This window comes from Gordonia sp. C13, from assembly GCF_023218005.1.
GTDB classification, from domain to species: Bacteria; Actinomycetota; Actinomycetes; order Mycobacteriales; family Mycobacteriaceae; genus Gordonia; species Gordonia namibiensis.
This window is the reverse complement of the sequence record NZ_JALPSY010000002.1, coordinates 263,321-289,621: the sequence shown is the minus strand read 5'-3', so window position 1 is coordinate 289,621 and position 26,301 is coordinate 263,321. Positions and strand designations below refer to the sequence as shown.

The 26,301-nt window shown below is 68.3% G+C and carries 14 protein-coding genes; 8 read left to right on the top strand and 6 right to left on the bottom strand.

The genetic code is table 11. The features are described 5' to 3' along the window. Positions 1-263 precede the first annotated feature (263 nt). Positions 264-1,664: an AIM24 family protein gene (locus M1L58_RS03605; RefSeq protein WP_248657849.1), complete on the top strand. Its 1,401-nt coding sequence runs from the start codon at positions 264-266 to the stop codon at positions 1,662-1,664. A 20-nt stretch (positions 1,665-1,684) separates the two neighbouring features. Here M1L58_RS03605 and M1L58_RS03600 read toward each other — a convergent pair whose 3' ends face one another. Continuing rightward, complete coding sequence (locus M1L58_RS03600) at positions 1,685-2,179, bottom strand: hypothetical protein (protein ID WP_143932529.1); 495 nt, start codon at positions 2,177-2,179, stop codon at positions 1,685-1,687. Further along, complete coding sequence (locus tag M1L58_RS03595) at positions 2,176-3,036, bottom strand: ParA family protein (RefSeq protein ID WP_248657848.1); 861 nt, start codon at positions 3,034-3,036, stop codon at positions 2,176-2,178. Before M1L58_RS03595 ends, M1L58_RS03600 begins: the two co-directional genes overlap by 4 nt. Positions 3,037-3,233: 197 nt before the next feature. Here M1L58_RS03595 and M1L58_RS03590 point away from each other — a divergent pair, with 197 nt between their 5' ends. From M1L58_RS03590 to M1L58_RS03580, 3 genes are all read left to right on the top strand, one after another. Next, positions 3,234-3,689 (top strand): SRPBCC family protein, encoded by a 456-nt coding sequence (locus M1L58_RS03590; protein ID WP_006867015.1) that lies wholly within the window; start codon positions 3,234-3,236, stop codon positions 3,687-3,689. A 373-nt stretch (positions 3,690-4,062) separates the two neighbouring features. Next, positions 4,063-7,473 (top strand): hypothetical protein, encoded by a 3,411-nt coding sequence (locus M1L58_RS03585; protein WP_248657847.1) that lies wholly within the window; start codon positions 4,063-4,065, stop codon positions 7,471-7,473. A gap of 232 nt (positions 7,474-7,705) precedes the next feature. Then, entirely contained in the window at positions 7,706-8,161 is a 456-nt protein-coding gene (locus M1L58_RS03580; RefSeq protein WP_248657846.1) for an SRPBCC family protein, read from the top strand. 77 nt (positions 8,162-8,238) lie between these two features. On the opposite strand, the gene M1L58_RS03575 is transcribed toward M1L58_RS03580, so the two are convergent. The 4 genes from M1L58_RS03575 to rplN are packed head-to-tail and all read right to left on the bottom strand — an operon-like array spanning position 8,239 to position 9,697. Then, positions 8,239-8,424 (bottom strand): type Z 30S ribosomal protein S14, encoded by a 186-nt coding sequence (locus M1L58_RS03575; protein WP_004019490.1) that lies wholly within the window; start codon positions 8,422-8,424, stop codon positions 8,239-8,241. A gap of 1 nt (position 8,425) precedes the next feature. Further along, positions 8,426-9,007: a 50S ribosomal protein L5 gene (gene rplE / locus M1L58_RS03570; protein WP_006867018.1), complete on the bottom strand. Its 582-nt coding sequence runs from the start codon at positions 9,005-9,007 to the stop codon at positions 8,426-8,428. A 1-nt stretch (position 9,008) separates the two neighbouring features. Next, positions 9,009-9,326: a 50S ribosomal protein L24 gene (rplX, locus tag M1L58_RS03565; RefSeq protein ID WP_005197643.1), complete on the bottom strand. Its 318-nt coding sequence runs from the start codon at positions 9,324-9,326 to the stop codon at positions 9,009-9,011. Positions 9,327-9,328: 2 nt separating this feature from the next. After that, entirely contained in the window at positions 9,329-9,697 is a 369-nt protein-coding gene (rplN, locus tag M1L58_RS03560; RefSeq protein ID WP_006434640.1) for a 50S ribosomal protein L14, read from the bottom strand. A gap of 569 nt (positions 9,698-10,266) precedes the next feature. On the opposite strand from rplN, the gene M1L58_RS03555 reads away from it, so the two are divergent. The 4 genes from M1L58_RS03555 to M1L58_RS03540 are packed head-to-tail and all read left to right on the top strand — an operon-like array spanning position 10,267 to position 26,287. Then, the gene (locus M1L58_RS03555) at positions 10,267-24,060 is read left to right on the top strand and encodes a non-ribosomal peptide synthetase (protein WP_248657845.1); all 13,794 of its coding nucleotides are present in this window, start codon (positions 10,267-10,269) and stop codon (positions 24,058-24,060) included. Then, positions 24,060-24,317 carry an MbtH family protein gene (locus M1L58_RS03550; RefSeq protein WP_005197647.1) on the top strand — a complete coding sequence of 86 codons (258 nt, stop codon included), beginning with the start codon at positions 24,060-24,062 and terminating at the stop codon, positions 24,315-24,317. Before M1L58_RS03555 ends, M1L58_RS03550 begins: the two co-directional genes overlap by 1 nt. Further along, positions 24,295-25,515, top strand: a complete 1,221-nt coding sequence (locus tag M1L58_RS03545; RefSeq protein WP_248657844.1) for an ABC transporter ATP-binding protein — start codon at positions 24,295-24,297, stop codon at positions 25,513-25,515. The genes M1L58_RS03550 and M1L58_RS03545 overlap by 23 nt, the downstream gene beginning before the upstream one ends. Beyond that, positions 25,505-26,287 (top strand): ABC transporter permease, encoded by a 783-nt coding sequence (locus M1L58_RS03540; RefSeq protein ID WP_006867021.1) that lies wholly within the window; start codon positions 25,505-25,507, stop codon positions 26,285-26,287. Before M1L58_RS03545 ends, M1L58_RS03540 begins: the two co-directional genes overlap by 11 nt. Positions 26,288-26,301: the final 14 nt, after the last annotated feature.

The window sequence follows — 26,301 nt, the reverse complement described above, 5'->3', positions numbered from 1 at the left end:
AATCGCCCCGGATGCCCCGGTGACGAACTGTTGCCGAACATGGTTGCGCGGAACCGTCGGTGGGCGCCACTGATTTTTCGGCGGCAGATGAGGCCGCTGCGCTGAGAACCGCCCCCGCGCAGCACCCTGCACGCGGGCACCGACGAGACATCGTCCGCCGCATCGCTCTGGAGAGCGCCTTCCCCGGGGGCGCCTCCTATCGGGGCGCGCCGGTCGGTCAGTGGAGCGATTCACTCGCGCAGCCGAGTTGGCACAATGGACGCGTGCTCACGCTGTCCGCCGGAGAGAACCGCCCGTTGCCGTCGTCGGCCGTGACGGTGTCGGTACGTTCCGCGTCGCCGGTCAACACCTCGGCGATCCTGCTCACCGATGCCGGTCGCGTCCGCTCCGACGCCGACCTGATCTTCTACAACCAGCCCACCGGCCCGGGTGTCGGTTATCGCTCGTCGGGAGCGGTCGACATCGTCACCGTCGACACCGCCGCGCTCCCCCGCGACATCACGACGGTCGTCGTCGCCGCGAGCCTGGACGGCACCGGCCCGTCCACCTTCGCGACCGCCGGTGCCCTGACCGCGACCCTGAGCGGCGGCGGTGAGGAACTCGGCTTCACGCCGTCGGGTCTGACCAGCGAGGCCGCCGTGGTCTGCCTCGAGATCTACCGCCGCAACGACACCTGGAAGGTCCGCGCCGTCGGCCAGGGTTACGACTCCGGCCTCGCCGGTCTGGTGTCCGCATTCGGTATCGACGTCGAGGACGACCCGGTACCGCCATCACCTCCGGGCCAGCCACCGCGCGTGACCGATCCACAGCCGTGGCCGCCCACGAATACGCCTGTCCCACAACCGCAGTCACCACCACCGGCCGCACCGTCGCCGGCCACTCCGCCCCAGCCTCCGACCACGACCCAATCAACGGGAGTCCCCATGCACAGCGATCTGTTCGCCCCGTCCCACGCCGAGGTCAACGGCCAGGGCATCCAGAAGCAGGGCAGCAAGATGTGTCGCGTCGGCCTCTCTGGCGAGGTCATGGCCCGCACCGGTTCGATGGTCGCCTACCAGGGCGACCTCCACTTCGAGGCCCTCGGCTCCGGCGGCCTCGGCCGGATGATGCGTCAGGCGATGACCGGTGAGGGTGTCCCACTGATGAAGGTCACCGGCCGGGGCGACCTCTTCCTCGCCAACGCCGCGTCGGACGTGCATCTCATCGACCTCGACGGCACCGACGGCCTCACGATCAACGGCGCGAACGTCCTCGCCTTCGATTCGACGCTCCGCTACGACATCCAGCGCGTCCAGGGCGCCGGCGCCATGAGCAACGCGGGCCTTTTCAACTGCGTGTTCACCGGCCGGGGGCGCATCGCGATCACCACCGACGGGACACCGGTGGTCCTCAACGTCGACGCCGCGACATACGCCGACCCGCAGGCCGCGGTCGCCTGGTCGTCCAGTCTGCGGACCTCGGTGAAGTCCAACGACTCGTTCAATCTCGGCACCCTGATGGGCCGCAGCACCGGCGAGCGCTTCACCCTCGCGTTCTCCGGCCAGGGCTTCGTCGTCGTGCAGCCGTCGGAGTTGCCGCCGGGCGGGTTCATCGGCGGCACGGGCGGCGGTGGGGCCGCGGGCTCCGGCGCCGGCGGGGTGCTGGGCGGCATCCTCGGCCGCTGAGCCCGACGACCGGCGAACGCCTACCGGAAGACGCTTCCCTTGTTCTCGGACGCTTCGACGCGTTCGACGATCCAGGCGACCAGCACCTCGGGCTTGCGTTTGCGGCTCGTCTCCTTGCGGGTGTCGAGTTCCTGCTCGGCGATAATGTCGCGGAGCTGGTCGAGGGTCAGTTCGCTGAGTCGCGCCGACAGTTCCTGGGCACCCCCGCCTTCGCGGTAGACGACGAACGGATCGAACGCACCCGGTTGACGTGTCACCCGCTTCTTCGGCGCCGCCGTTCGCTTCCGCGGCGCCGAAGCGGGAGCGCCGTCGATCGCGCCGTCGACCGGCCGCAGCGCGTCGACCACCCCGGTGAGGGCCGACGCGAACCGGGATGATTTCTCCGCCTCGGCGATGATCACGGTGGCCAGTCCCGCGATCAGCTGTGCGGCCTGCGGATTCTTCGCGTCCAGCTGCGCGAGCGCACCGCCGACGGCCTGATATTCCATGCGGCGGCGGGTGTCGTCGGAACTCATCGGATCTTCTCCTGCGCCTCGGTCATCACGTCCATGGTCAGGCCACGGAACTGGTCGAACTGTCCGGAGTTGCCGTACTTCACCCGAAGCGTCCCGTACGACGCGAACTCCGCCGCTGCGGCAACGGAATTCGCCTCGTTGATGTAGCTTGGCAAGACGTGCTGGATGGTCGGGTCACGGCGAAGGCGCATCGCCGTCGACCGGTGCACGGCCGAGTTCGCCTTGTACTTCGTGATCACCACCCCAAGCTCGACGATCGTCCGACCGATCTCATGGCCGATCTTCCGCACCCGGGTCTGGATCTGCGGGATCGATCCGTACGTGGACAACACATCCGGGATGGTCGGAATGATGTACGCGTCCGCGGCGGCGAGCCCGTTCAGGGTGATGGGCCCGATGTTGGGCGGGCAGTCGATCAGCACGTAGTCGTAGAAGTCGAGCACCGGTTCGATCGCCTCGCGGAGGAAACCGGTACCACCGTCGGGCACCCGCCCCTCGACGCGCAGCGCGCTCAGGTCCTCCTGGACCTCGATGAGATCGAGCGACGATGCGAGCAGATCCACGGAATTGACCTTCTTCACCGGTGAGACACCCCGCTCGATGGCCTCGTCGAGCCGGAAGTACCGGGTGCCCTTGACCGCATCGGAGAACAACGTGGCCAGGGTCCGACCATTCGTGTTCAGTTCGAGCCAGCGTTCCTCGCTGATCATCATGGTGGTCAGGTTGATCTGTGAATCGAGGTCGATGAGCAGCACCCGCTGACCGAACTCGGCCGCCATGTATTCGGCCAGCCCGGCGGTCACCGTGGTCTTGCCGACCCCGCCCTTCAGGCTGATCGTCGCGATCACTTTGGCCATCGAAGAATCTCCGCCTTCCCTGCGGTCATGCGTCGGCAGGGAACCGGGTCGTCCCATCGCACTGATCAGCCGCCCCGGCGTGAGAGCTTAACACCACGATGCGTAGCGAAAATGCGCACCGTATCCGTGCTTTCGCCACGGATCCCCGGAGCGTGGGTAACGTCGGGGGCACCCGCCACCACCGCAGGAGTTCGTCGATGCCCGAAGCCTCCACCTCCGTCGTGATCAAGCAGCCGCCCGAAACGGTCTGGGAGTACTGCCTGGTCCCGGAGCACGTCGCGGCGCTCACGCCGGGTGTCGTCGGCATCGTGCCGGTGTCGGAGGGCCCCACTCGCGTCGGCACCACGTGGAAGGGCCAGATGAAGGCTCTGGGACGCACGGTCGACTGGGTCGGCGAATTCACCCGCGTCGACCCCGTGAAGGGGACGGAGTTCACGTCCACCGAGTCGCCGTTCGGATTCACCATCTCCGCGACCTTCGACGACGCCCACGACGGGGTACGACTCACCTACCGCGTGCACAACGACGGCGTCGGGGGCGGGGCGATCGGCAAGGTCGCCGACGCCTTGGCCATCCGTGCCTTCCAGCGGTCGCTGGCGGCCGGCGCCCGTAAGCTGCCGCGCCTCGTCGACGAATGGGCGGCACGACACTGAGCGAGCCGCACCCCGTCCGAAGGGCACGACACGACTGTCGTCCGGTCGGACGGTTTTCACCACGCACGGTCGAGCGAGGTGAAGCCGGACAACGGATCATCTCGCCATCTACGATCCGAACCTCGGTCCGGATCGCACCGAAAGTGCTGCACAACAGCACAACCTGGACGTCACCCGTTCAGGGGTCCCGGAAGGTCGGTGCAGACGTCGAACATCCGCTTCGATCCGACCGGATGAACCCGTCCACGAAGTGTTAGTGATCGCGACGACCAGCGGCTACCGTCAGAGGCATCGACTGTGTTCGCGGTGGTGAGCTCCTCACCCGTCGTCGTTCACGGCGAATGTGCTGCTTCGTATCGAAGGTCTTCCGAAGATGACCATGTCCACTGCGCGACCCCGCCGAGTCCGGGCGCTCGCGGTTGCAGCTGCCGTGGGGTTGGCCCTCTACTCGGGAGGCCAAGCCCCCGCGACAGCTGAACCGAGCCCGTTCGGCGGCGCATCGCACAGCGTCGACGCCCCGAGCTCCGGCGGCAACTCGGGCGGCGGCGACTCCAGCAGCGGCGACTCCGGCGGCAGTGACTCCGGAGGCAGTGGCTCCGGTGGAAGCGACAACTCCGGCGGCAGCGATTCCAGCGGAAGCGGCACGGGCGGGGGCAGCGGCCCCGGTGGCGGGTCCGGGGGCGGAGACTCCGGGTCGGGAAGCACCAGGTCGGGCGATGGCGACTCCGATGGGGGCGACTCCGGAGGCGCCGCCGAGAGCGGGCCCGAATCCGGGAGCGACCCCGGGACAACCCCCGATTCCGGCGACACCACGGGCGACCCCTCGGGCCCGGTCGCAGAGAACGACATCTTCCCGCAGTTCCCCGATCCACCCGCCGAGAGCGAGGGATCATCCGCAGGCGAGGCGGCCGTGCCGCCGGCCGCCGAGGAGACCGAGCCCGACCCGGAATCCTCGTCCGACGCCACCCCAAGACACACATCCCTCGATGTCGACGTCAAGAAGGAGCCGGGCCCGGCCGGGGCCGACGCGCCCGACCGCACGCGTGACGGCTCCACGCCACCGCCTGCAGCTGATGCCCCGCGGCCCGGGGACACCGCCCTCGCCGCTCGATCCGCCGACCTCACCCGATCGAAGTTCGCCGGTGGGGTGCCACCGTCCGGCAGCCCGCCGCCCTGGACGCCCCTTCTCAAGACCTCCACACCGCCGGTCGCCGTGGCCCCGCAGCCACACGAAACCGGCGCATTGGGTCTCCTGACGTTCCTGGGGATCAACATCCTCGGGGGCGGGAGCACCGGCGCGGCCAGCCCGGCACCGTGGACGCTCCTGTGGTGGATACGGCGTTTCGGCACCCAGAGCCCGGTCGCCTCGGTCGAACCCCCAGCCACCCCTGACACCTTCGGCCTGTCGGCCGACCCGGATCGATTCCTGGGCGCAGCCGACGGCCCGGACACGACCGGTGCCGTACCACAATTCGCTCTGGTCGGCGGTCTCGTCCTCGGATCCGCACTCCTCGGCCGCAAGCGCATGTCGGCGGCGGTGACGGTCACCGCCGGCGGCCCGACACCGACCATCCCGGTACCGGACAGCAGACCCGCCGGACCGATCCCCGCACCCGCGCCGAGCCCGGCTCCGGCCGGGATCCTGCACGGCTCGTTGCGATTCACCGATCCGGACGGGAACCCGATCCCGACGACGCTGCACGGCGTCACACCCATTGGAGACCGGACCTTCCGCACCGCGAGCGGCAGTGTGCTCACCTACGACGCACCTGCGGGCACGTACACCTATACGCCCACCCTGCAGGCGCGTATCGCCGCGACCGCACCGGGGGCACCGGAGTCGGCACGGTTCGACTCGGTCATGATCACCGCCGACGACGGCCGCGGCGGTACGACCCCGATAACGGTTGCACTGCCCATCACGAGCCCGTACTCGCTAGGGCAGGTGACCGTGCCGGGCTGTCAGATCGACGAGGTCGCCATCGGACTCGAGGACGTTGCCTTCGTGACCACCCAGCGCGGGGACGGGTGCACCCAGGTCTCCGTGGTCCGGCCGAAGTCCATGACGGTGGCGTCGGTCCCCATTGCGGGTTCTCCCACCGAGCCCGACCGTGGCGTCGTCCTCGGCCCCGACGGTCGGGCACATCAGGTCACCGAACTCACCGAGATCGCCGGGGACACCATCCGGACATCGGTGCGGATCACCCGGATCGACCCGTCCGGGGCGGCGTCGACCACGGGGCCGATCCTCGGACTACCAGCGGATCACCTCCGATTCGACGACGCGGGCGTCGGATACCTGCTGACCACCTGGCCCGACGACGACGGCCGGACCTACACCTACCTCACCGCTCTGGGCCTCGACGGCACCGCGTCGACCCTCCCTCGCATCCCGGGCACCGACAGCCGACTGATCCTGTCACCGTCCGGGAAGGTGTTGGTCTCGACGTCGGACGCCGATGGAACCCGTCTTCACGAAGCCGATGCCGGGAGACTGTCGCTCGTCGGGCAGGTGTTCGACGAAGAGGGCGGCGACATCTGGGCCCGGCACGGCGACTCGCTGTACTTCGTACGTCATCGTGTCGACCTCGACGCGCCGGTCGCCACGCTCGCGATCCGTCACCCCGACGGTTCACTGGACACCGTCGACGGGATACCCGGCCGGGTGGCCTCGGTGGTGCCCACCGACACCGCCGTCTACGTGGTGTCACGGTCGCCCGATTCGGTCGTTGTCACCGCGGTACATCCCGATGGGCGCAGATCGTCCGTGGCTTTGTCCGGCGTCAGCGACTGCGACGCCGTCGCCGGACCCGATGACCATCTCTACCTCCCGCTGGCGAACCCCCTGACGGGAGAGAACACCGTCGTCGGAATCTCTCCGGACGCTGTGTCCCGTGTCGTGACCTCGGGCATCGGGCAGGCCTGGGCGCGGGCCGACGAGAGTGGCAGCGTCTTCCTCACGACGACGACCCTCACGCCGGAAGGCGAGGACATCACCACGGTGACCGTCATCTGCGGTGACGGCACGAAGCACGCGGCGCGCGTAGACGGGACCCCGATCTCGGTTCACTTCGACCGACGCGGCGCCGCCCATCTCCCGATGCTCACCACCGACCCGGCGAATGGGGACCCGCTCGTCTCCCTCGCCGTGGTGCGCCCCGACTCCGCGACCGTGGTGTCCGCGACCGTCGTCGGAGAACCGGCCGGTCCCCCGGCGATCACGAACGACGGCCGCACCTACCTGCCGCTGACCCGTTTCTGCCCCGAAACCCGTTGGCCGAAGACAACTCTCGTGGTCTTCCACGCCGACGGCTCGGCCGTCGAAGCCGGCGAGTTCTACGGCCACTCGACACACGGCCCCGCCCTCACACTCGACGACGACGTCATCCTGCTCACCGACGACGCCGGCACCACGACGATCCGACCGATCCGGATGGCGACCGGCGGCGGGCGCCACGCCGCCGATCCCACCGCGGCCATGGTTTTCGACGTCACCCCGGCCATTTCCGACATCAACATCGACACCGGCACCGTGTCGGGGTCGGTGGCCGACGCAGCCTGCCCATCCCGCGCACTGAGTTTTCTGACCACCGACACCCAGGTGGAACTCGATTCCGACAGTGGCACATTCGTTTTCACCCCGACCGAGGATCAGCGACGAGCGACGGCCGAGACGGCCACCCACGAGTTCGCGGTTCTCGTATCCGACGAATCCGGCTCGTCCACGGTGATCTCGGTGAGCGTCCCGATCGTGCCGACGAGTTTCCTCGAGACGCTCGAATAGCCTGCGCGCCAACGATCCCGCTCAGAAGGGCGGCCGCGCGCACCCGCAGGCGAACAGATCCGGACTCACGAAGCGCTTTGCCTGCCAAAGTAATTGACCGTTTTATCCGGTGGTCCCGGGCCGATCGGCGGCGTAATCTCATCCGTGCACGGAACTCGGTCAAGCAAGCACCTACCCGCCTCACGCGCGCCGTAGGCCGTCACTCCTCGTCTTCATCCATTCAGGTTCAATCATGCTAGAAGCCAGCACATCCGTCCTCATCAAGCAACCCGTCGAGACGGTCTGGGAATACACCACCGCCCCGGAGAACATCGCCGCCTATCTGCCCGGCACCGTCGAGATCACCCCGCTCTCCGACGATCCGATCGCGGTCGGCGCACAGTGGAAAGGCAAGACCAGCGTCCTCGGCCGGACGGTGGACTGGCGGGGAGAGTTCACCCGCGTCGATACATACAAGGACACGGAGTTCCAGACCATCGAGGCCGCCTTCCCGTTCAAGACCCACTCCTCGTTGGAAGAGACCCCGGAAGGCGTCCGCATGAGCTACCACGTCGAATCCGCCAGCGGTTTTGGCGGGGTCTTCGGAAAGATGGCCGACCCGATCGTCATGCGGATCTACCAACGCTCGCTGAACGCGTCGATCGAGAGTATCCCCGACCTCATCGAGGAATGGCTCGCCCAGAAGTAGCGCCCACCGACGCGAAACGGCCCCACCTCCGAGATGGAGATGGGGCCGTTCGTCAAAGCGTCAGCCTTGGGCGAAAGTCACCAGCTGGACTTCTGCACGCCCGGGAGCTCGCCCGCGTGCGCCATGTCGCGCAGGCAGATTCGGCACAGGCCGAACTTACGGAACACCGAGTGCGGACGGCCGCACTTGTTGCACCGGGTGTAGGCCCGCACGGCGAACTTGGGCTTCTTGTTGGCCTTGTTGACCAGAGCCTTCTTTGCCATGTCAGTTGTCCTTAACGTTGTTGTCCTTGAACGGGAAGCCCAGGGCACGCAGCAGCGCGCGGCCTTCCTCGTCCGTGCGGGCAGACGTCACGACGGTGATGTCCATACCCCGCGGGCGGTCGATGTTGTCGATGTTGATCTCGTGGAACATCGACTGCTCGTTCAGACCGAACGTGTAGTTGCCGTTGCCGTCGAACTGCTGGTCCGACAGGCCGCGGAAGTCGCGGATACGGGGGAGGGCGATGGACACGAGGCGGTCCAGGAACTCCCACATACGATCGCCGCGCAGGGTCGCGCGGGCGCCGATCGGCATGCCCTCACGCAGCTTGAACTGTGCGATGGACTTGCGGGCGCGACGGATCTCCGGACGCTGACCGGTGATCTTGGCCAGGTCCTCGACAGCGCCGTTGATCAGCTTCGCGTCACGGGCGGCGTCGCCGACACCCATGTTCACGACGACCTTCACGACGCCGGGGATCAGCATCACGTTGGAGTATTCGAACTGCTCGTTCAGCTGGCCCTTGATCTCCTCGCGGTAGCGAGTCTTCAGGCGCGGCTGGATCTTGGTCTCGGTAGAGGTCATGTCAGATGTCCTTCCCGCTCTTGCGCGAGATCCGGACCTTCTTGCCGGTCTCTTCGTCGACGCGGTAGCCGACGCGAGTCGGGTTGCCATCGGAATCGACGACCATCACGTTCGAGACGTGGATCGAGGCTTCCTGGGTCACGATGCCGCCGGAGGAGGCACCGCGCTCGTTGGCCGACGCGGCGGTGTGCTTCTTGATTCGGTTGACGCCCTCGACGAGGACACGCTGGGTCTTCGGGAAGGCCTGGATGACCTTGCCCTTCGCACCCTTGTCCTTGCCCGAGATGACGATCACGGTGTCACCCTTGTGAACCTTCATGCTCAGATCACCTCCGGTGCCAGCGACACGATCTTCATGAACTTCTTCTCACGCAGCTCGCGGCCGACCGGGCCGAAGATGCGGGTACCGCGGGGGTCGCTCTCACCCTTGAGGATGACGGCGGCGTTCTCGTCGAAGCGGATGTAGCTGCCATCCGCACGACGGCGCTCCTTGGTGGTGCGCACGATGACGGCCTTGACGACCTCACCCTTCTTGATGTTGCCGCCGGGGATGGCGTCCTTGACAGTGGCGACGATCACGTCACCAATGCCGGCATAGCGCCGCGAGGAACCGCCGAGCACGCGGATGCACAAGATTTCCTTGGCACCGGTGTTGTCGGCGACCCGCAGGCGAGATTCCTGCTGAATCACTCGTTAGTCTCCTTGACCTGGCTTCTTATGTACGCCGGATTTCCGACCCGACGCACACGGTCCGTTACCACCGAACACACGCCTGCCTGGGGTTTTCCTCCAGGCTGTGACACCTGGACGCTTCGCCCAGTGGGTTCGTGAGCCGATTCGCGACACAGCAGTGCCGCAGGCAACCCCACAAGTGTAGGGGAACGTGCAGGTGGGAGCCAAATCCGTACCGCAGTCGACCGTGAAGCGTTTGGCAATCTCCCAAATCGGGCAAAACTTTTTTTGAACCGGACCCATCTGGCCCGGTACCCCGCACGAAGCACCCATAGGACGAGACCGGCCGGCACTGGCGATTCAAACCGCGAGCGACCAGTACGGCTTTCCGTCCGGAACGCAGTAAGCAAACCTGCGGCCGACGGGGCACCCGACGAGTAGGTCGAGTGCCGGGGGATCTGCTTCGACCCGAACGTGACCACACGTCTCACGTCATCGGGGTCCGACGTCCAGCACGACACGCGCGACCTGACCTTTCATGACTTCGGTCCTCGACTGCCGGGCGCGCGTACACAGGGGAGGAATGCGTGACCACCGAACACACGATCCGGCCGACCAGCCCTATCGAGAACACATCCGCCCCCGACCCCGCGATCCCGATGACCGCCGCCCAGCGCGGCATCTTCTATGCCCAGCAGCTCGAACCCGATGTGCCGCTGACGATTGACGCGTACATCGAGTTCAGCAGCAATACAACCGGTTCCGACGGCGCCCCGGTGGACATCGATCCCGAAATCCTGCAGCGAGCGACGACGCTGACCGAGCTGGAGACGGAAGCCTCCATGCTGCGGCTCACCCCGACGGATGACGCCGAACCAACCCTGACCATCGACCGGTCGCGCAGATTGGTCGTCGGCACACAGGATTTCAGCGACGCCGCGGACCCGCGCGCAGCCGCGCTGGCCTGGATCGACGACCACCGGTCTAAGAGTCCGGACATGTTCTCCGATCCCCTCCTCGACACACACCTGCTCAAAATCGGTCCGGGACATTCGATCTGGTACTGCCGCGGTCATCACATCGGGTACGACGGCTATGCCGCCATGTACCTGATGCTCCGCGTCTCGTCGCACTACACGGCCATCGTCAACGACACCGCTCCTCCGCTGGCGGACACCGCGACGATGGCCGAGATCGCTGCGATGGACGTCCAGTACCGGACGTCGGAGAAGTTCCTCGCCGATCGGGAGTACTGGTCGCACCATCTGGCCGACCTGCCCGAGTCGGCCACTCTCACCAGGCGTTCCGGTCCGGCAGCGCCGTTGTCGAAGGTCAACTCGGCGACCCTCGACGACGACCTGGTCACCCGCATCCGCTCCCTGGCACGAGCCCACCGGGTGCGGCCGGCGTCGGTCATCACCGCCGCCGTCGCCGCCTACGTCGCCCGGTTCACCGATCGTGACGAGGCGGTCCTCAGCCTCCCGGTCGCGGCACGCGACCGCGACATCCTGCGAACGTCCGCGGGCCTCATCTCCAACGTCGTCCCACTGCGCGTCGCACTCGACGACGACGCCACCGTGGCCGATCTGCTCGCGGAGGTCAACGCGGAGATCAAGAGCGCCGTGCGCCACCAGAAGTACCGCCACGAGGACATCGTCGCCGACATCCTGGGAGCCGCCGGGGCGCGTCGCGGGTTCTTCGGACCGCTGGTCAACGTGATGCTGTTCTTCCAGCACATCGACTTCGGGCCTGTGCACGGTGAGCTCAACGTGCTGTCCACCGGGCCGATCGAGGACGTCTCGGTCAACGTCTACGACAGCCTCGACGGCGGTATGAGCGTCGATCTCGAGGCGAATCCGAACATCTACTCCGACGACGAGATCGCCACCCATCACCGGCGCCTCGTCGAGTTCCTCGAAGCTCTCGTCACCGCCGCTCCCGACGCCCCGGTGTCCCATGTCAGCGTGCTGCGTGAGTGTGAGTACGCGGAGTTGTCGCAACACTCCACCGGCGCCCACGTCGAACTCGGCGACCGCACCCTGGTCCACCTGTTGGACGAGGCTGCCGCAGCCCATCCCGAAGCGCCCGCCCTCATCGCAGCGCACCCGCGGGATTCGGTCGAAACCGAGCCACTCTCCCATGCCGAGTTCGCCCGGCAGACACGGTCCCTGGCAGCCGCGCTGCAGGATCGCGGCATCGGAGCGGAAAGCATCGTCGCCGTCCGACTCCGACGCAGCGTCGACCAGGTACTGGCGCTGCACGCCGTCGTCCGGGCGGGCGCGGCCTTCGTCCCGGTCGACCCGGACGAGCCGGCCGATCGTCTCGAGCACATCCTGGCGGTGGCCGCCCCGGATCTCGTCCTCACCGAGGAGAATCTGGGCGAACTGCGCGCGAACCCCGACCTACGGGAACCCGCGCGGGTCGCCGGCCCCGACAACACCGCGTACCTGCTGTTCACCTCCGGCTCGACCGGCAAGCCCAAGGGCGTGGCGATCACCCACCGTGCGATCGTCAACCGGCTCGGATGGATGCAGGAGTGGTATTCCCTCACCGAGTCCGATCGCGTCCTGCAGAAGACCCCGGCCACCTTCGACGTGTCGGTCTGGGAATTCTTCTGGCCGTTCGTCACCGGGGCCGCGCTCGTGGTCCCCTCGCCCGACGGACACCGCGACCCCTGGTACCTGCGCGACGTGATCGACGAACACCGCATCACCACGGTGCATTTCGTCCCGTCGATGCTCACCGCGTTCTCCGCAGCCCTCTCCGCCGACTCCGACACCCCGGGCGGTGCACACCGTCGCGCCACGACCACCCTGGGGTCGTTGCGCCAGATCTTCACCAGCGGCGAGGCATTGACGCCGGGCACGGTCGGTACGACCGCGGCGCTCACCTCCGCACCGATCCACAATCTCTACGGTCCCACCGAGGCGGCCATCGACGTCACCCACCACGACGCCTGCCGTGCGGACGTCCCGGTCGTGCCCATCGGCCGACCGGTGTGGAACACCAGCGTGCACGTCCTCGACCACCGCCTGCGTCCGCAGCCGCCCGGCGCGGTCGGCGAGCTGTACCTCGGGGGCGTCCAACTCGCCCGCGGTTACCGGGCACGGCCCGACCTCACCGCGGCGCGATTCGTCGCCTCCCCCGACGGGAGCGGCGCACGTCTCTACCGCACCGGCGATCTGGTCCGCATGAACGCCGACGGTGAACTGGAGTACCTGGGACGCACCGACTCCCAGGTGAAGATCCGCGGCCAGCGAGTGGAGCTCGGCGAGATCGAGGCGACGCTGGGTTCTCTATACGGTGTCGCCTCCGCGGGTGTCGTCGTCCGCGACGACCTCGTGGTCGACGGACCGGTCCTCGTCGGCTACGTCAGCGGCACCGCCGACCTGCACACCCGCGAGCTGCGCAGAGAACTGGAGTCGGCGCTTCCCTCGCACATGATCCCGACGGTCATCATGGTGCTCGACGAGCTCCCGACCACCTCGAACGGCAAGCTCGACCGCCGTGCGCTCCCCCGGCCGGAACTCCGCTCCGACCGCGAGTTCGTCGCACCGGAGACCGCGCTCGACCGGTTCGTCGTGCGCACCGTCGCCGATGTCCTGGGACTGGACCCGGAGCCGACGGAGAGCGCGCCGATCTCGTTGCGCGACGACTTCTTTGCCATCGGCGGCACATCGCTGTCCGCGACCAGAGTGGCTTCCCGCCTGTCGAAGGCGACCGGCCGGCGGATCGGTATCCGCACGATCTTCGACGCCGCGGACATCGGCGGGATCGTCGAGGCGATCGCCGAACTGGGTGTCGGAGTCGACGATTCCCCGGAGGACACCTCCCCTCGCACCGGCTCACCCGTCCTCGCCGGCTCCCCGGTACCCCTCTCACCGGCACAGCACCGGTTGTGGCTCGCCACCCGCCTCGATCCGGCCGGCGCGGCAACCTACAACATGCCCTTCACCGTCCGGCTCGTCGGCACGCTCGACACCGACGCCCTGCGGCAGGCCCTCAACGACGTCATCGTCCGCCACGAACCGCTGCGCAGCATCGTCGTCGAGCGGGACGGCATCGCCTTCATGTCGCCGCGATCGCCGGAGACGGTCTCCGTCGACCTACCGGTCCTACGGACACCGGACGTGCGCGATCTCCCCGACCGTGAGTTCGCCTCCCAGACCTTCGATCTCGGCGTCGACATGCCGATCCGGGCGCGTCTCGTCCGCACCTCCGACGATGACCACCGCCTCACCATGGTGGTCAACCACATCGCCGCGGACGGATGGTCGTTGGCACCCCTCGCCGGGGACCTGGCAACCGCCTATCGCGCCCGGCGCGACGGCAACGAACCCGACTGGAACGCACTGCCCGTCACCTACTCACAGGTCAGCGCGGATCGCCATACCTGGCTGTCCGAGAGCACCGGCGCCACCGCCGAACTCGAGTTCTGGCGGGCCGCCCTCGCGGACGCCCCAGGCGAGACCGACCTCCCACTCGACCGCCCGCGTACCGGCCGCGGCGACGCATCGGGCGCGTCGGTGACCCACACGCTCTCACCCGACACGCACCGCGCCATCCGAGATCTGTCTGCCGCCACCGGCTCCACCGTGTTCATGGTGCTGCACGCCGCCGTGGCCGTCCTGCTGCGGTCGTTGTCCCAGTCGTCGGACGTCGTCGTCGGAACTCCTGTCGCCGGGCGCGGGGACGCCGACCTCGACGGTCTCGTCGGCATGTTCGTCAACACGCTGGCACTGCGCACGGCGGTCGACAAGGACGCCGCGTTCGTCGACCTGCTGGCGCACGTACGCGACGTCGACCTCAACGCGTTCGACAACGCCGACCTGCCCTTCGACCGTCTCGTCACCGAACTCAACCCGGACCGGTCATCGCACGTCCATCCGTTCTTCCAGGTGTCGCTCGCGCTCGAGGACCGTTCGGCCATCCGTCTCGACTTCGCCGGCCTCTCGGCGACCGCGTCACGCGTCGACACCGGGTACACCACCTTCGACCTTCAACTGACTTTCACCGAGACGCAGGACAGCGACGGCGAGCCCGCCGGACTCTCACTCGAGATCGGTTATGCCACCGCCCTGTTCGACCGGTCCACGGTGACCGCGCTCTCCTCGCGTCTCGACCGCCTGGTCCAGGCGGCCACCGCACAGCCGAGTTCCGCAGTCGGCGACCTCCCGGTCCTCGACCTCCACGAACGACTCGACCTCGTTCCCGCGGTCGGCGAGGGACGGCGACCCGTCGAGCATCTGACAACTCTGCTGTCCACGGCCGCCGCGTCCTCCCCCTATCGGATCGCCATCACCGACGGCACGCGGTCGCTGACATATCGCGACCTCGACGCCGCGTCGAACCGGCTCGCGCGGTTGCTGATCGAACGGGGCGCCGGTCCCGAACGCCATGTCGCGGTGGTGCTTCCGCGTGGCATGGACTGGATGATCGCCATGTGGGCCGTGGCCCGGTCCGGGGCCGCGTGGGTGCCTGTGGACCCGGCCTACCCGCCGGCGCGGATCGCGCACATGCTCGACGACTCCGGTTCCTGCCTCCTCCTCACCGACCGGTCCGCCGACCCGCGGACCGCATTGGCCGACGAAACCGCAAGCAGCCCCGGGCACCTTCCGCAGACTCTCGTTCTCGACGACGACGAGGTCATCGAATCGGTGCGCCGGATGTCCGCCGCCCCGGTGTCGTCCGCCGAACGCCCGGCCCCGCTCGATGTGGACCAGCCCGCCTACCTGATCTACACATCCGGCACCACCGGCACCCCCAAGGGCGTGGTGGTCAGTCATCGCGGTCTCGCGGACTTCGCAGCGCAGCAGGTCACGCAGTACGGGATCACCCCCGACAGCCAGACCATGCACATGGCCTCGCCCAGTTTCGACGCGTCGGTACTCGAGATCCTGATGGCGATCGCGGCCGGTTCGACGATGCACATCATCCCCCCGGGCATCGTCGGCGGCGCCGAACTGGCCGACCTGATGCGGGAAGGCCATGTCACCCATGCCTTCCTCACCCCGTCCGTGCTCACCACCATGTCGCCCGACGACGTCCCCGAACTCGAGGCCCTCGTCATCGGCGGCGAGCACCCGAACCCGGAGGTGGTGCGTACGTGGTCGAGCGGGCCGCGGCTGTTCAACGCCTACGGCCCGACGGAGACCACGGTCGTCGCGGCGGTGTCGTCGCCGATCGAACCCGACTACCGGACACTGACCATCGGACGGCCCATTCGTGGCGTCTCCGCACTCGTGCTCGACGAGCGTCTGCAACCGGTCGCCCCCGGCGCGGTCGGCGAGTTGTACATCGCCGGTGAGCATCTCGCCCGCGGGTACCACGGGGTGCGCCCACTGACCTCGAAGAGGTTCATCGCCAACCCGTTCGGCGACCCGGGCGAGCGGATGTACCGCACCGGCGACCTGGTGCGTTGGACGACCGACCACGAACTCGAGTTCCGGGGCCGCGCCGACCATCAGACGAAGGTCCGCGGTCACCGCATCGAACTCGGCGAGATCGACGCCGTGCTCGTCGCCGACGCCGCGGTGCGTGCGGCGGTCACGACCACCCACGGCGAGGGCGACCGCGCCCATCTCGTCTCGTACGTGACGATGGCGGACGGTACCGGGGACACCGCGTCCGACGTGCGTGACCGTCTGTCGGATCGTCTTCCTCGACACATGATCCCGTCGACGATCGTCGAACTCGACGAGATCCCGACGACTCCGATCGGCAAGGTCGACCTGCGCGCGCTGCCCGCACCGGAGGCCCTGCCGGTCGAGACCGGCGTCGCCTACGTCGCGCCGCTCACGCCCACCGAGCAGACCGTGGCCGACCTCATCGCCGAACGTCTCGACCTCGAACCCAACACCGTCGGCCGTCACCACGACTTCTTCGACCTCGGCGGGAACTCACTGCTGGCGACCCAGATCGTCGGCGCTCTCGAGCACCTGACCGGTCACCGGATACCTGTACGTGAGGTCTTCGACCATTCGACCGTCGCCGCCATCGCACGCCTCGTGCCCGCGCGGGATCTCGAGCGACCGGACACGAACGTGACGCGTATCCCCCGTCTCGTGCACGATCCCGACGCACCCGTCGAGCCCGGTCCCGCCCAGCAGCAGCTCTGGTTCCTCAACCAGCTCGCCGTCGGCGAGGCCGCCGACGGGGACGGTTCCGCGACAGCCGGTTACGCGATCGCGTTCGCGCTCGACCTCCGCGGTCATCTCGACGTCGAGGCACTCGCCGCCGCGATCCGGCACACCGTCGACCGTCATGTGATGCTGCGAACCGTCTATCCCGACCTCGACGGCAGGCCTGTCCTCGAGGTGCACCCCGCCGGCGCCGCCACCCTCGATCTCGCGGTCACCGACATCACGGAAGCGCACTGGCCGGAGATGGCCCGCGCTCTCGCCGCCCGCCCCTTCGATCTGACCACCGACCTCCCGCTGCGGACCGCACTGCACCGGATCGACGGCGACGCCATGCACCACCGACTGTCGATCGTCATCCACCACATCGCCGCCGACGGGTGGTCCATGATCCCGCTTCACCGGGACATCACCCACACCTACGCCGAACTCCGTGACGGAACCACGACCGGCGCTAGGCCCATGACCGACACCGCGATCGACTACCTCGACTACCTGCGGTGGCAGGCCGAGAACCTCGCCGACCACGGTGAGCTCACGGACTGGTGGCGACGCGAACTCGACGGGATCGACGCCGGTCCCATCCTGATCCCCGACGCCCCGGCCGGACGACCTCGTCGTGCCGAGGTCGTCGAGGTGGAGTTCGGCGCCGAGATCCGTCGCCGGCTGATGGCCGTCTCCCCCGACCACGCAACCGAATTCATGAGTGTGCATGCACTGTTCGCGGCGCTGCTCCACCGTCTACACGCCGATCCCGCCACCCATGTGGGTGGCGCGTCCTCCGACATCGTCATCGGCACCCCGGTCGCCGGGCGCAACGACCCCCGTCTCGCCGACGTCGTCGGGATGTTCGTGAACTCGGTGGTCTTGAGGACCCCTGTGGACGGTCGTGAGAGCTTCACGACTCTGCTCGACTCCGTTCGCCGGCGCGACCTGGAGGCGCTCTCGCAATCCGACATGCCGTTCGAGCGGATCGTGTCGATGGTCAATCCGCCTCGTGACGGTCGGCATCCGATCTTCCAGATCGCGCTCGCCTTCGACGCGCAGACGACCGACGCCTCCACCGACAGAGCGCCATCGGGTCCGCTCGCCGACGGCTCCGGGATCTCCGACCTGCGCATCGATGCCGACGAGATCGACACCGGCGTGGCGCGTTTCGATCTCGAGCTCCGTATCCGGGACGGGCGCGCACGGTTCACGTATGCCACCGACGTCCACACCCGCGCTCGCGTCGAGATCCTGGCCCGGATGTTCGCCGAACTTGCCGACGCCGCGACGGCGCACCCCGACGTCCCCCTCGACGATCTCCACTTGACGACGACCGCAGACCTCCAACCGGTCGGCGAACCCACGGTCACACCGCGCCACCTCGCCGACATCATCACCGCCACGGCACGCCGGTATCCCGACCAGGTGGCCGTCGAGGACTCCGATCGCAGTCTGACCTACGCCGAGATCGACGAGATCTCGACGATCTGGGCGCACAACCTGCAGGCTTTCGAGGTGGGCACCGACGACGTCGTCGCCGTGGCACTCGAGCGCAGCATCGAGTCGGTGATCGCCACCTGGGCGGTGGCCAAGAGCGGTGCCGCGATCCTTCCTGTCGACACCCGCTACCCCGCCGACCGGGTCGCCCACATGATCAGCGATTCCGGGGCCCGCCTGGGCATCACGTCCGCAGATCGCTTCGCGGACGTGCCACAGGAGATCTGGTGGGCCTCTCCCGGCATCCTGGGTGTCCCGTGGGAGAGTCCGACCCCGGGCGCCGACTCGCTCGCAGGTCCGCGCCACACCGACTCGCTCGCGTACGTCGTCTACACCTCCGGATCCACCGGAAAGCCCAAGGGCGTCAGCGTGACCCATCGCGGACTCGCCGCGTTCGGTGCAGCGCAACGCGATCGCTACCGGGTGGCCCCCGGGGACCGCACCCTGCATTTCGCCTCGCCGGCCTTCGACGCCGCGATGCTCGAGTTCCTCCTGGCCTTCGAGGTCGGCGCGACGATGGTGATCGTCCCGTCGACGATCTACGGCGGCGACGAACTCGTCGACTTCGTCGACGAGCGCGCAGTCACCCATGCGTTCATCACCCCGGCTGCGTTGGCCACCGCGGCCCCGCGTCCACTCCCTCGGCTGCGCACGCTCGGAGTCGGGGGCGAGGCCTCGACGCCGGAGTTGGTGGCACGGTGGGGAACCGACCGCAGCTACATCAACTCCTACGGCCCGACCGAGACCACCATCGTCGCCGTCATGTCGCAACCGCTCCGTCCGGGCGCGCCGATCACCATCGGCACCCCGGTCACCGACTGCACCGCACTGGTCCTCGACCATCGCCTACGCCCGGTGCCCGATCACGTCCCCGGCGAGCTGTACATCAGCGGACCGGGCGTCGCCCGCGGTTACCTGGACCGGCGTGGACAGACCGCCACCCGGTTCGTCGCCCGACCCAGTGGTTCCGGTGACGTCATGTACCGCACCGGCGACATCGTCCGGCGCGACACCGACGGATCGCTGATCTACCACGGCCGCAGCGACAACCAGGTCAAGGTGCGCGGTTTCCGCATCGAACTCGACGAGGTCACCGCCGCATTGAGCGCCGCCGAAGGCGTCGACTTCGCGACGACCGTCGTCCGCGGGCACGGTGCCGACGCGGTGCTGGTCGGGTACGTCACCTCCACCGACCCGGCCGCCGCCCCGGACACCGCAGCCATCCTGGACACCGTCCGGCAGCGGCTACCGCGCCACATGGTCCCGTCGGCGGTCGTCGTGCTCGACTCGATCCCGCTGACGCGCAACGGGAAACTCGATCATCGCGCGCTCCCCGCCCCCGCCACGACAGCGGTGTCGACGTCGGGTCGCGCTTCACGCACTCTCGCCGAGACCGCGCTGACGCACATCCTCGCCGACGTCCTCGATCTCCGTCCGGACGAGGTCGGGGCCACCGACGACTTCTTCCTCCTCGGCGGCACGTCGCTCCAGGCGACCACGCTCGTCAGCCGGATCAACCGCGTCCACATCGGTGAACGGCTGCGGGTACGGGACGTCTTCGATCACCCGACACCCGAAGCGCTCGCGCAGCTGCTCGTGCTCCCGCAGGGTTGGGACGCGAGTGCACCGGACGCAGCCGACGTCATCTCGGGGTCAGTCGAAGATGCTGCGCCCATCCGGCGTTCGGACCGGCCCGAGCGGTTCCCGCTGGCTCCCACACAGCGTCGACTCCACTCGATGGCCACCGCGCACCCCGAGTCCACCGAGTACCTGATGCCCTTCGTGCTGCACCTCCGCGGAGAACTCGACGTGCCGGCGCTGCGCGGCGCACTCGTCGACATCGTGGCCCGGCACACCAGCCTGCGCACCATCTTCGAATCCGACGAACACGGCCCCATGGGGCGAGTGCTCGACGACCCGGAGGCCGTGATCGGAGACCTCACCGTGCAGTGGACGACCGACATCGCCGCCGAGATCACCCGGTCCGCAACCCGGCCCATGGATCTCACCCGGCGCGCGCCGATCACCGCGACGCTCGTCGCGGACAGCACCACCGCGAATGCCGACACCGAACACGTACTCGTGCTCGTCCTGCATCACATCGCCGCCGACGGTGCGTCGCTCCCGATCCTCGTCGCCGACCTCACCCGCGCCTACGGCGAACGCCGACGCGGCCGTACCGAGAACTGGACGCCGGCCGACATCGACTACCGTGATCACGCGCTCGCGAGCGCAGACGCCGATAGCCTCGCCGACGACCTCCGCTTCTGGGAGGAGACCCTCGCCGACGCCCCGGCGGAGACCACCGTCGCACCGCTGACGGATGTTGCACAGCCGTCCGAATCCGGAGCAGGGTCCGTGAGTCTCGCACTTCCGGCACACACGCGGGCGGGCCTGATCGCCTTCGCCCGCGAGCAGTCGACCACGCCGTTCTCGGTCCTGCACTCAGCACTGGCGATCCTGCTGAACCGGCTCGGCCTCGGCGACGATCTCGTCGTCGGCAGCCCGGTCGCCAATCGCCTCGGCCACGACGCCGACCACGACTACAGCGGTGTGGTGGGCATGTTCGTCAACGTCGTGCCGCTGCGGACGCGCCTGAAGGCGGCCGACACGGTCGCCGGACTCGTCCGCCGGGTACGCGACGCCGACGTCGACGCGCTCGACCACCGCGGCCTCCCGTTCGACGACATCGTCGCGTCGCTGAACCCGCAGCGCACCCCGGGACGGCACCCGCTGTTCCAGGTGGCGCTGTCCGTCCACGACTACACCGCCGGGAACACCGAGGGACCAACCGAGGGCCTGCCGGCGACGACCATCGAGATGGATGCGGGACTCCGCGCGTCGATCGCCGAATTCGATTCCCCGGAAGCGAAGTTCGACCTGCAGTTCACACTGACCGGCATGCGCGACGGCGACGCCGCCCTCCAGGTGACCTACGACACGGCTCGATACCGGCGACAGGATGCCGAACTCCTGGCCACGCGCCTGATGCGGGTCGTACGCGGCATGTTGGGTGACCCGGGGCGCCCGATCGGCGACATCCGGATCACCGACCCACTCGAGATCGCCGAGCGCACACCGTCACTCGGTCGCCCTGCACAGATGCCGACCACGCTCGACCGGTTGTTCGCGCAAGCTGTGCAGCGCAACCCGGATGGCTTGGCCGCCATGGCGGGATCGCCGGATTCTCCCGAGACCATCACCTACGCCGAGCTCGACGCCCGTTCGAACCGGCTGGCCCGCGTCCTGCTGGGTCGCGGCGTCGGCGCCGCGGACGCCGAACACGTGGTCGCGATGGCCGTGCAGCGGTCCATCGAGTCTCTCGTGGCGATCTGGGCCATCGTGAAGACCGGTGCCGCCTATGTGCCGATCGACCCCACTTATCCTGCCGACCGGATCGCCCACATGCTCGGCGACAGCGGTGCACGGCTCGTCGTGACGACCTCGGCCGCAACCGAATCCATCGCTGCGGGGATGGCCGGGGAACCGACACCGCTGCTCGTCCTCGACGACGCGACGACGATGACCCGATTGCAGCACTCGTCGCCGTCGCCGATCACCGATGCCGAACGCGGTTCGACGATCCGGCCCGATCAGCTCGCGTACATCATCTACACGTCCGGTTCGACCGGCCGTCCGAAAGGCGTACTCGTGCCGCATTCCGGGTTGCGTCCGGTGCACGACGAACTCGCCCACCGGTTGGCCCCCGGCCCGATGTCGCGGGTGCTGCACTTCGCGTCGCCCAGCTTCGACGCTTCGGTGCTGGAAATGCTGCTCGCCCTTGCCGGTTCGGCGCCGCTGGTCATCGTCGGACCGCAGGTCTACGGCGGTGAGGCCCTCAGCGATGTCATCGACTCCGCGCAGGTAACCCATGCGTTCATCACGCCGGCGGCCGTCGCGAGCATGTCACCGGCCGCGGTGCCCTCGCTGCGGGCGCTCGCCGTCGGGGGTGAGGACTACGGCGCCGACCTGGTCCGGCGCTGGACTCCCGGACGCACCCTGATCAACGTGTACGGTCCGACCGAGACCACGATCATCATCACCGGCAGCGAATCCCTCGCCCCCGACCGGCAATTGACGATCGGCACGCCGAACAACGGGGTGGGAGCGCTCGTCCTCGACAAGCGTCTGCATCCCGTCCCGGCCGGGGTGGTGGGCGAGCTCTATCTCATGGGACCGCAGGTCACCCGGGGTTACCATCACCGGCCGGGCCTCACCTCGACCCGCTTCGTGCCGGCGCCGATGGTCACCGGACCGCGTTTCGCCGGTCGTCGGATGTATCGCACCGGCGACCTGGTCCGCTGGACCGAGGACGGGCGACTGGTCTACGTGGGCCGCAGCGACACCCAGGTGCAGGTCCGCGGCTTCCGGATCGAGCTCGGCGAGATCGACGACGCCCTGACGACCGAGCCGGATGTCGACTTCGCGGTGACCCTCGTCGAAGGGACCGGCGCGGCGGCGAAGCTCCGCAGCTACGTCACCGCGGCCAACGCAACCGCACCGGACCCCGCCGATCTACGACGCCGCGTGAGTCGCCGGCTCCCCCGGCACATGGTGCCGACCTCGGTGACCCTGCTCGACTCCATCCCGCTGACCCCCACCGGCAAGCTCGACCGCAAGACGCTGCCCGCGCCCACCGACGACGCCGCGCGTCGCGCACCGGCCCCGGGCGGCGAGACGACGATCGCGCAGATCTTCGCCGAGGTCCTGGAGGTCGCCCCGGACACCATCGGAGCCGACGACGGCTTCTTCGACCTCGGGGGCAATTCCCTGCTGGCCACCGCCGTCACCTCCCGCCTGACCGAACGGACCGGCCGCCAGGTGTCCGCGCAGTCGCTCTTCGGCGCGCCGAGCCCGGCGGAACTCGCTGCGGCACTGGGCATCGACGGGGCGGCTCCGAGCGACCCGTCGGAACAGTCCGGCACGGCAGGGCTGGACATGCTCCTGCCGCTGCGTCGACAACGCGGTGACATCGCCGAAAGTGTCGGCGAGCCACCTCTGTTCGTCGTCCATCCGGCGATCGGGCTGTCGTGGAGCTTCACCTCGCTCCTGCCCCACCTTCCCGCCGGCCGTGCCCTGTACGGGCTGCAACATCCGGCGTTGTCCGGGAAGCCCTGTCCACGCTCGATCGGCGACCTCGCCGCCGAGTACGTGGCGCAGATCCGGACCGTTGCGCCGGAAGGTCCGTATCACCTCGTGGGGTGGTCCCTCGGCGGACTGATCGCGCACGAGATGGCGGTGCAGCTGCGCGAGGCCGGCGACGAGGTCGCCCGGCTCGTCGTGCTCGACAGCTACGTCATCTCCGAGCGACCCGACCTCGACGCCGAGGCCTCGATCACCGACCTGATGCGCGAGTTCGGCCTGGAACTCGACAGCGAAGACCTCTCCGGGACAGACGAACTCACCGTCGCCGATGCCCACCGCCTCATCTCCACGGTGGGCGGGGCGCTCGGTGGGCTCACCCGGGAGACCCTGGGCACGGTCCACGAGGTGTTCCGCCACGCCTCCCCGCTGGCCGAGAGGTGGCGGCCGCGTCTCTACGACGGCGACCTGACCTTCGTCACCGCAACCGTCGACCCCCAGCCCGGCGCGCCCGCCGTCGATGCCTGGCACTCGAAGGTGACCGGACGGGTCGTCGAGATCGAGGCGCACAGCACCCACGCACGAATGATGTTGCCCGAGCACGTGTCCGACTGGGTACATGCCATCGGTGTATCGCCGGGAGCTCCGGCGGCCGCCACACGACAGGAGAAGTGATGACCAATCCCTTCGATGACACCGACGGAGTCTTCCGGGTGCTCGTCAACCACGAGAACCAACACTCGCTGTGGCCGGAGTTCGCCCCCGTCCCCGACGGCTGGCGGACCGTCTTCGGACCGTCCGGCCACGACGAATGCCTCGAGTACGTCGAACAGAACTGGCGAGACATGCGGCCCGCCAGTCTGATCCGGACGATGGAGAGCGCACAGGACGAGGGAAGCGAGGTCACCCGTGGGGCGACACAGTATCGCTGACGACGCACCGGACCGTGGGGCGTCACCGTACGCGTTGGAGCTCCGCGGGCTGCAGAAGACCTTCCGCACCGGATTGTTCGGCCGCGGTCCGCGTGTCCATGCCCTGAACGGCCTGGATCTGTCGGTCCCCACCGGAACGGTGCACGCCCTCCTCGGCCCCAACGGCGCAGGCAAGACGACCACGGTCCGCGCGGTGGCGACGCTGATGACCCCCGACGAGGGCTCGGTCATCGTCGACGGCATCGACGCCATCGCCGATCCCGGCGCGGTCCGGAAGATCGTCGGGGTGTCCGGCCAGTACGCCGCCGTGGACGGGAACCTGACCGGTTTCGAGAATCTCCGCATGGTCGGCCAGTTGTACGGGCAACCGCGTGCAGTGGCATCGGAACGTGCCCGCGAACTGATCGCGGAGCTGAACCTCGAAGACGCCGCCGACCGACCGATGCGGACCTACTCGGGCGGGATGCGGCGTCGCCTCGACCTCGCCGGCGCCCTCATCAATCGCCCCTCACTGGTGATCCTCGACGAGCCGACGACCGGACTCGACCCGCGCGGACGACGCCAGATGTGGGAGGTCATCGCCGAGCAGGTGAGCTCCGGCGCGACGGTTCTGCTGACGACGCAGTACCTCGAGGAGGCCGACGCCCTCGCCGACGAGATCACCGTCATCGACCACGGCACGATCCGGGCCCAGGGAAGCGCGGCGGAACTGAAGTCCGCCACCGGGGGATCGATCCTCACCGTCGAAGTCGTTGTCCCCCATACGGACGACGCCGACGCGCAGGTGTCGGCGTCCCTCACCGGCATCGGCGTCGGACCCGCAGAACGCCTGGGATCGGACGGTGGCACCGGCACCGATTCGGCGCGCTGGTCGGTTCCCGTCGACGCCGGCACCCGCAGTGCCGTGGCGGCGGTCCGGGCGCTGTCGACCGCCGGCATCGAGGTCGTCGACGCATCCGTGTCGACACCCACCCTCGACGACGTCTTCCTGACACTCACCGAGCGTTCCGGTGACAGAACTCCCCCGGTCGACGAGATCGCCGACGTGCCAACCGAGTCGGACATCACGGTCGCCGAAGCGGACATCAATGGCAAGGCGGTCAACAGATTTGCCGACGTTGTCGTCGGAACAGATGACAACTTCACGGACGTAACCGACATTCCGCCCAGCCGATCGGAGCGAGCCCGTGTTCACTGACACCGCAGTACTGGTCGAGCGAAACCTGCTGACCGTCAAACGTATACCGACGCTCCTCATCAGCGCGACGATCCAGCCGCTGATGTTCGTCTTTCTCTTCGCCTACGTCTTCGGAGCGACCTTCGGCGGTAGTTCGTACCGCGAATTCCTGATGGCGGGCATCTTCACGCAGACCGTCGTGTTCAATGCCGCCTTCACCACTGTCGGTCTGGCGAACGACACCTCGGACGGGATCATCGACCGCCTCCGCTCACTGCCGATGTCCCGACTGGGGGTCATCAGCGGCCGGGTCACCTCGGACATGCTCCTGGGCGCCGTCGGACTTGCGGTGATGGTCGCCTGCGGACTGGCGATCGGTTGGCGGATCTACGGCAGCGCCGGCGACGCCGCGATAGCCTTCGGCATCATCGGTCTCTTCGCCATCGCGATGGCCTGGGTCGGCGCCGTGTCAGGTCTGGCGGCGCCGAATGTCGAAGCGGCACAGAGCATCGGCTTCCTCTGGATGTTCCCGGTGACATTCCTGTCGAGTGCGTTCATCTCCGCGCAGAGCCTCCCCGGCCCGTTGCGCACCATCGCGGAATGGAACCCGGTGACTGCCGTCGCGACCGCCTGCCGGCAGCTCTTCGGGAACGAGGCGCCACCGATGTTCCCGACCGCGACCGGATGGGTTGCCGACCATGCCGTGGGGTATGCAGTGGGCTCCTCGTTGGTCATCCTGGCCGTGTGCGTCCCTGTGTCCCTTGTCCTTTACCGACGTTCCGCGAACCGGTGATCGCCGATCGCCGG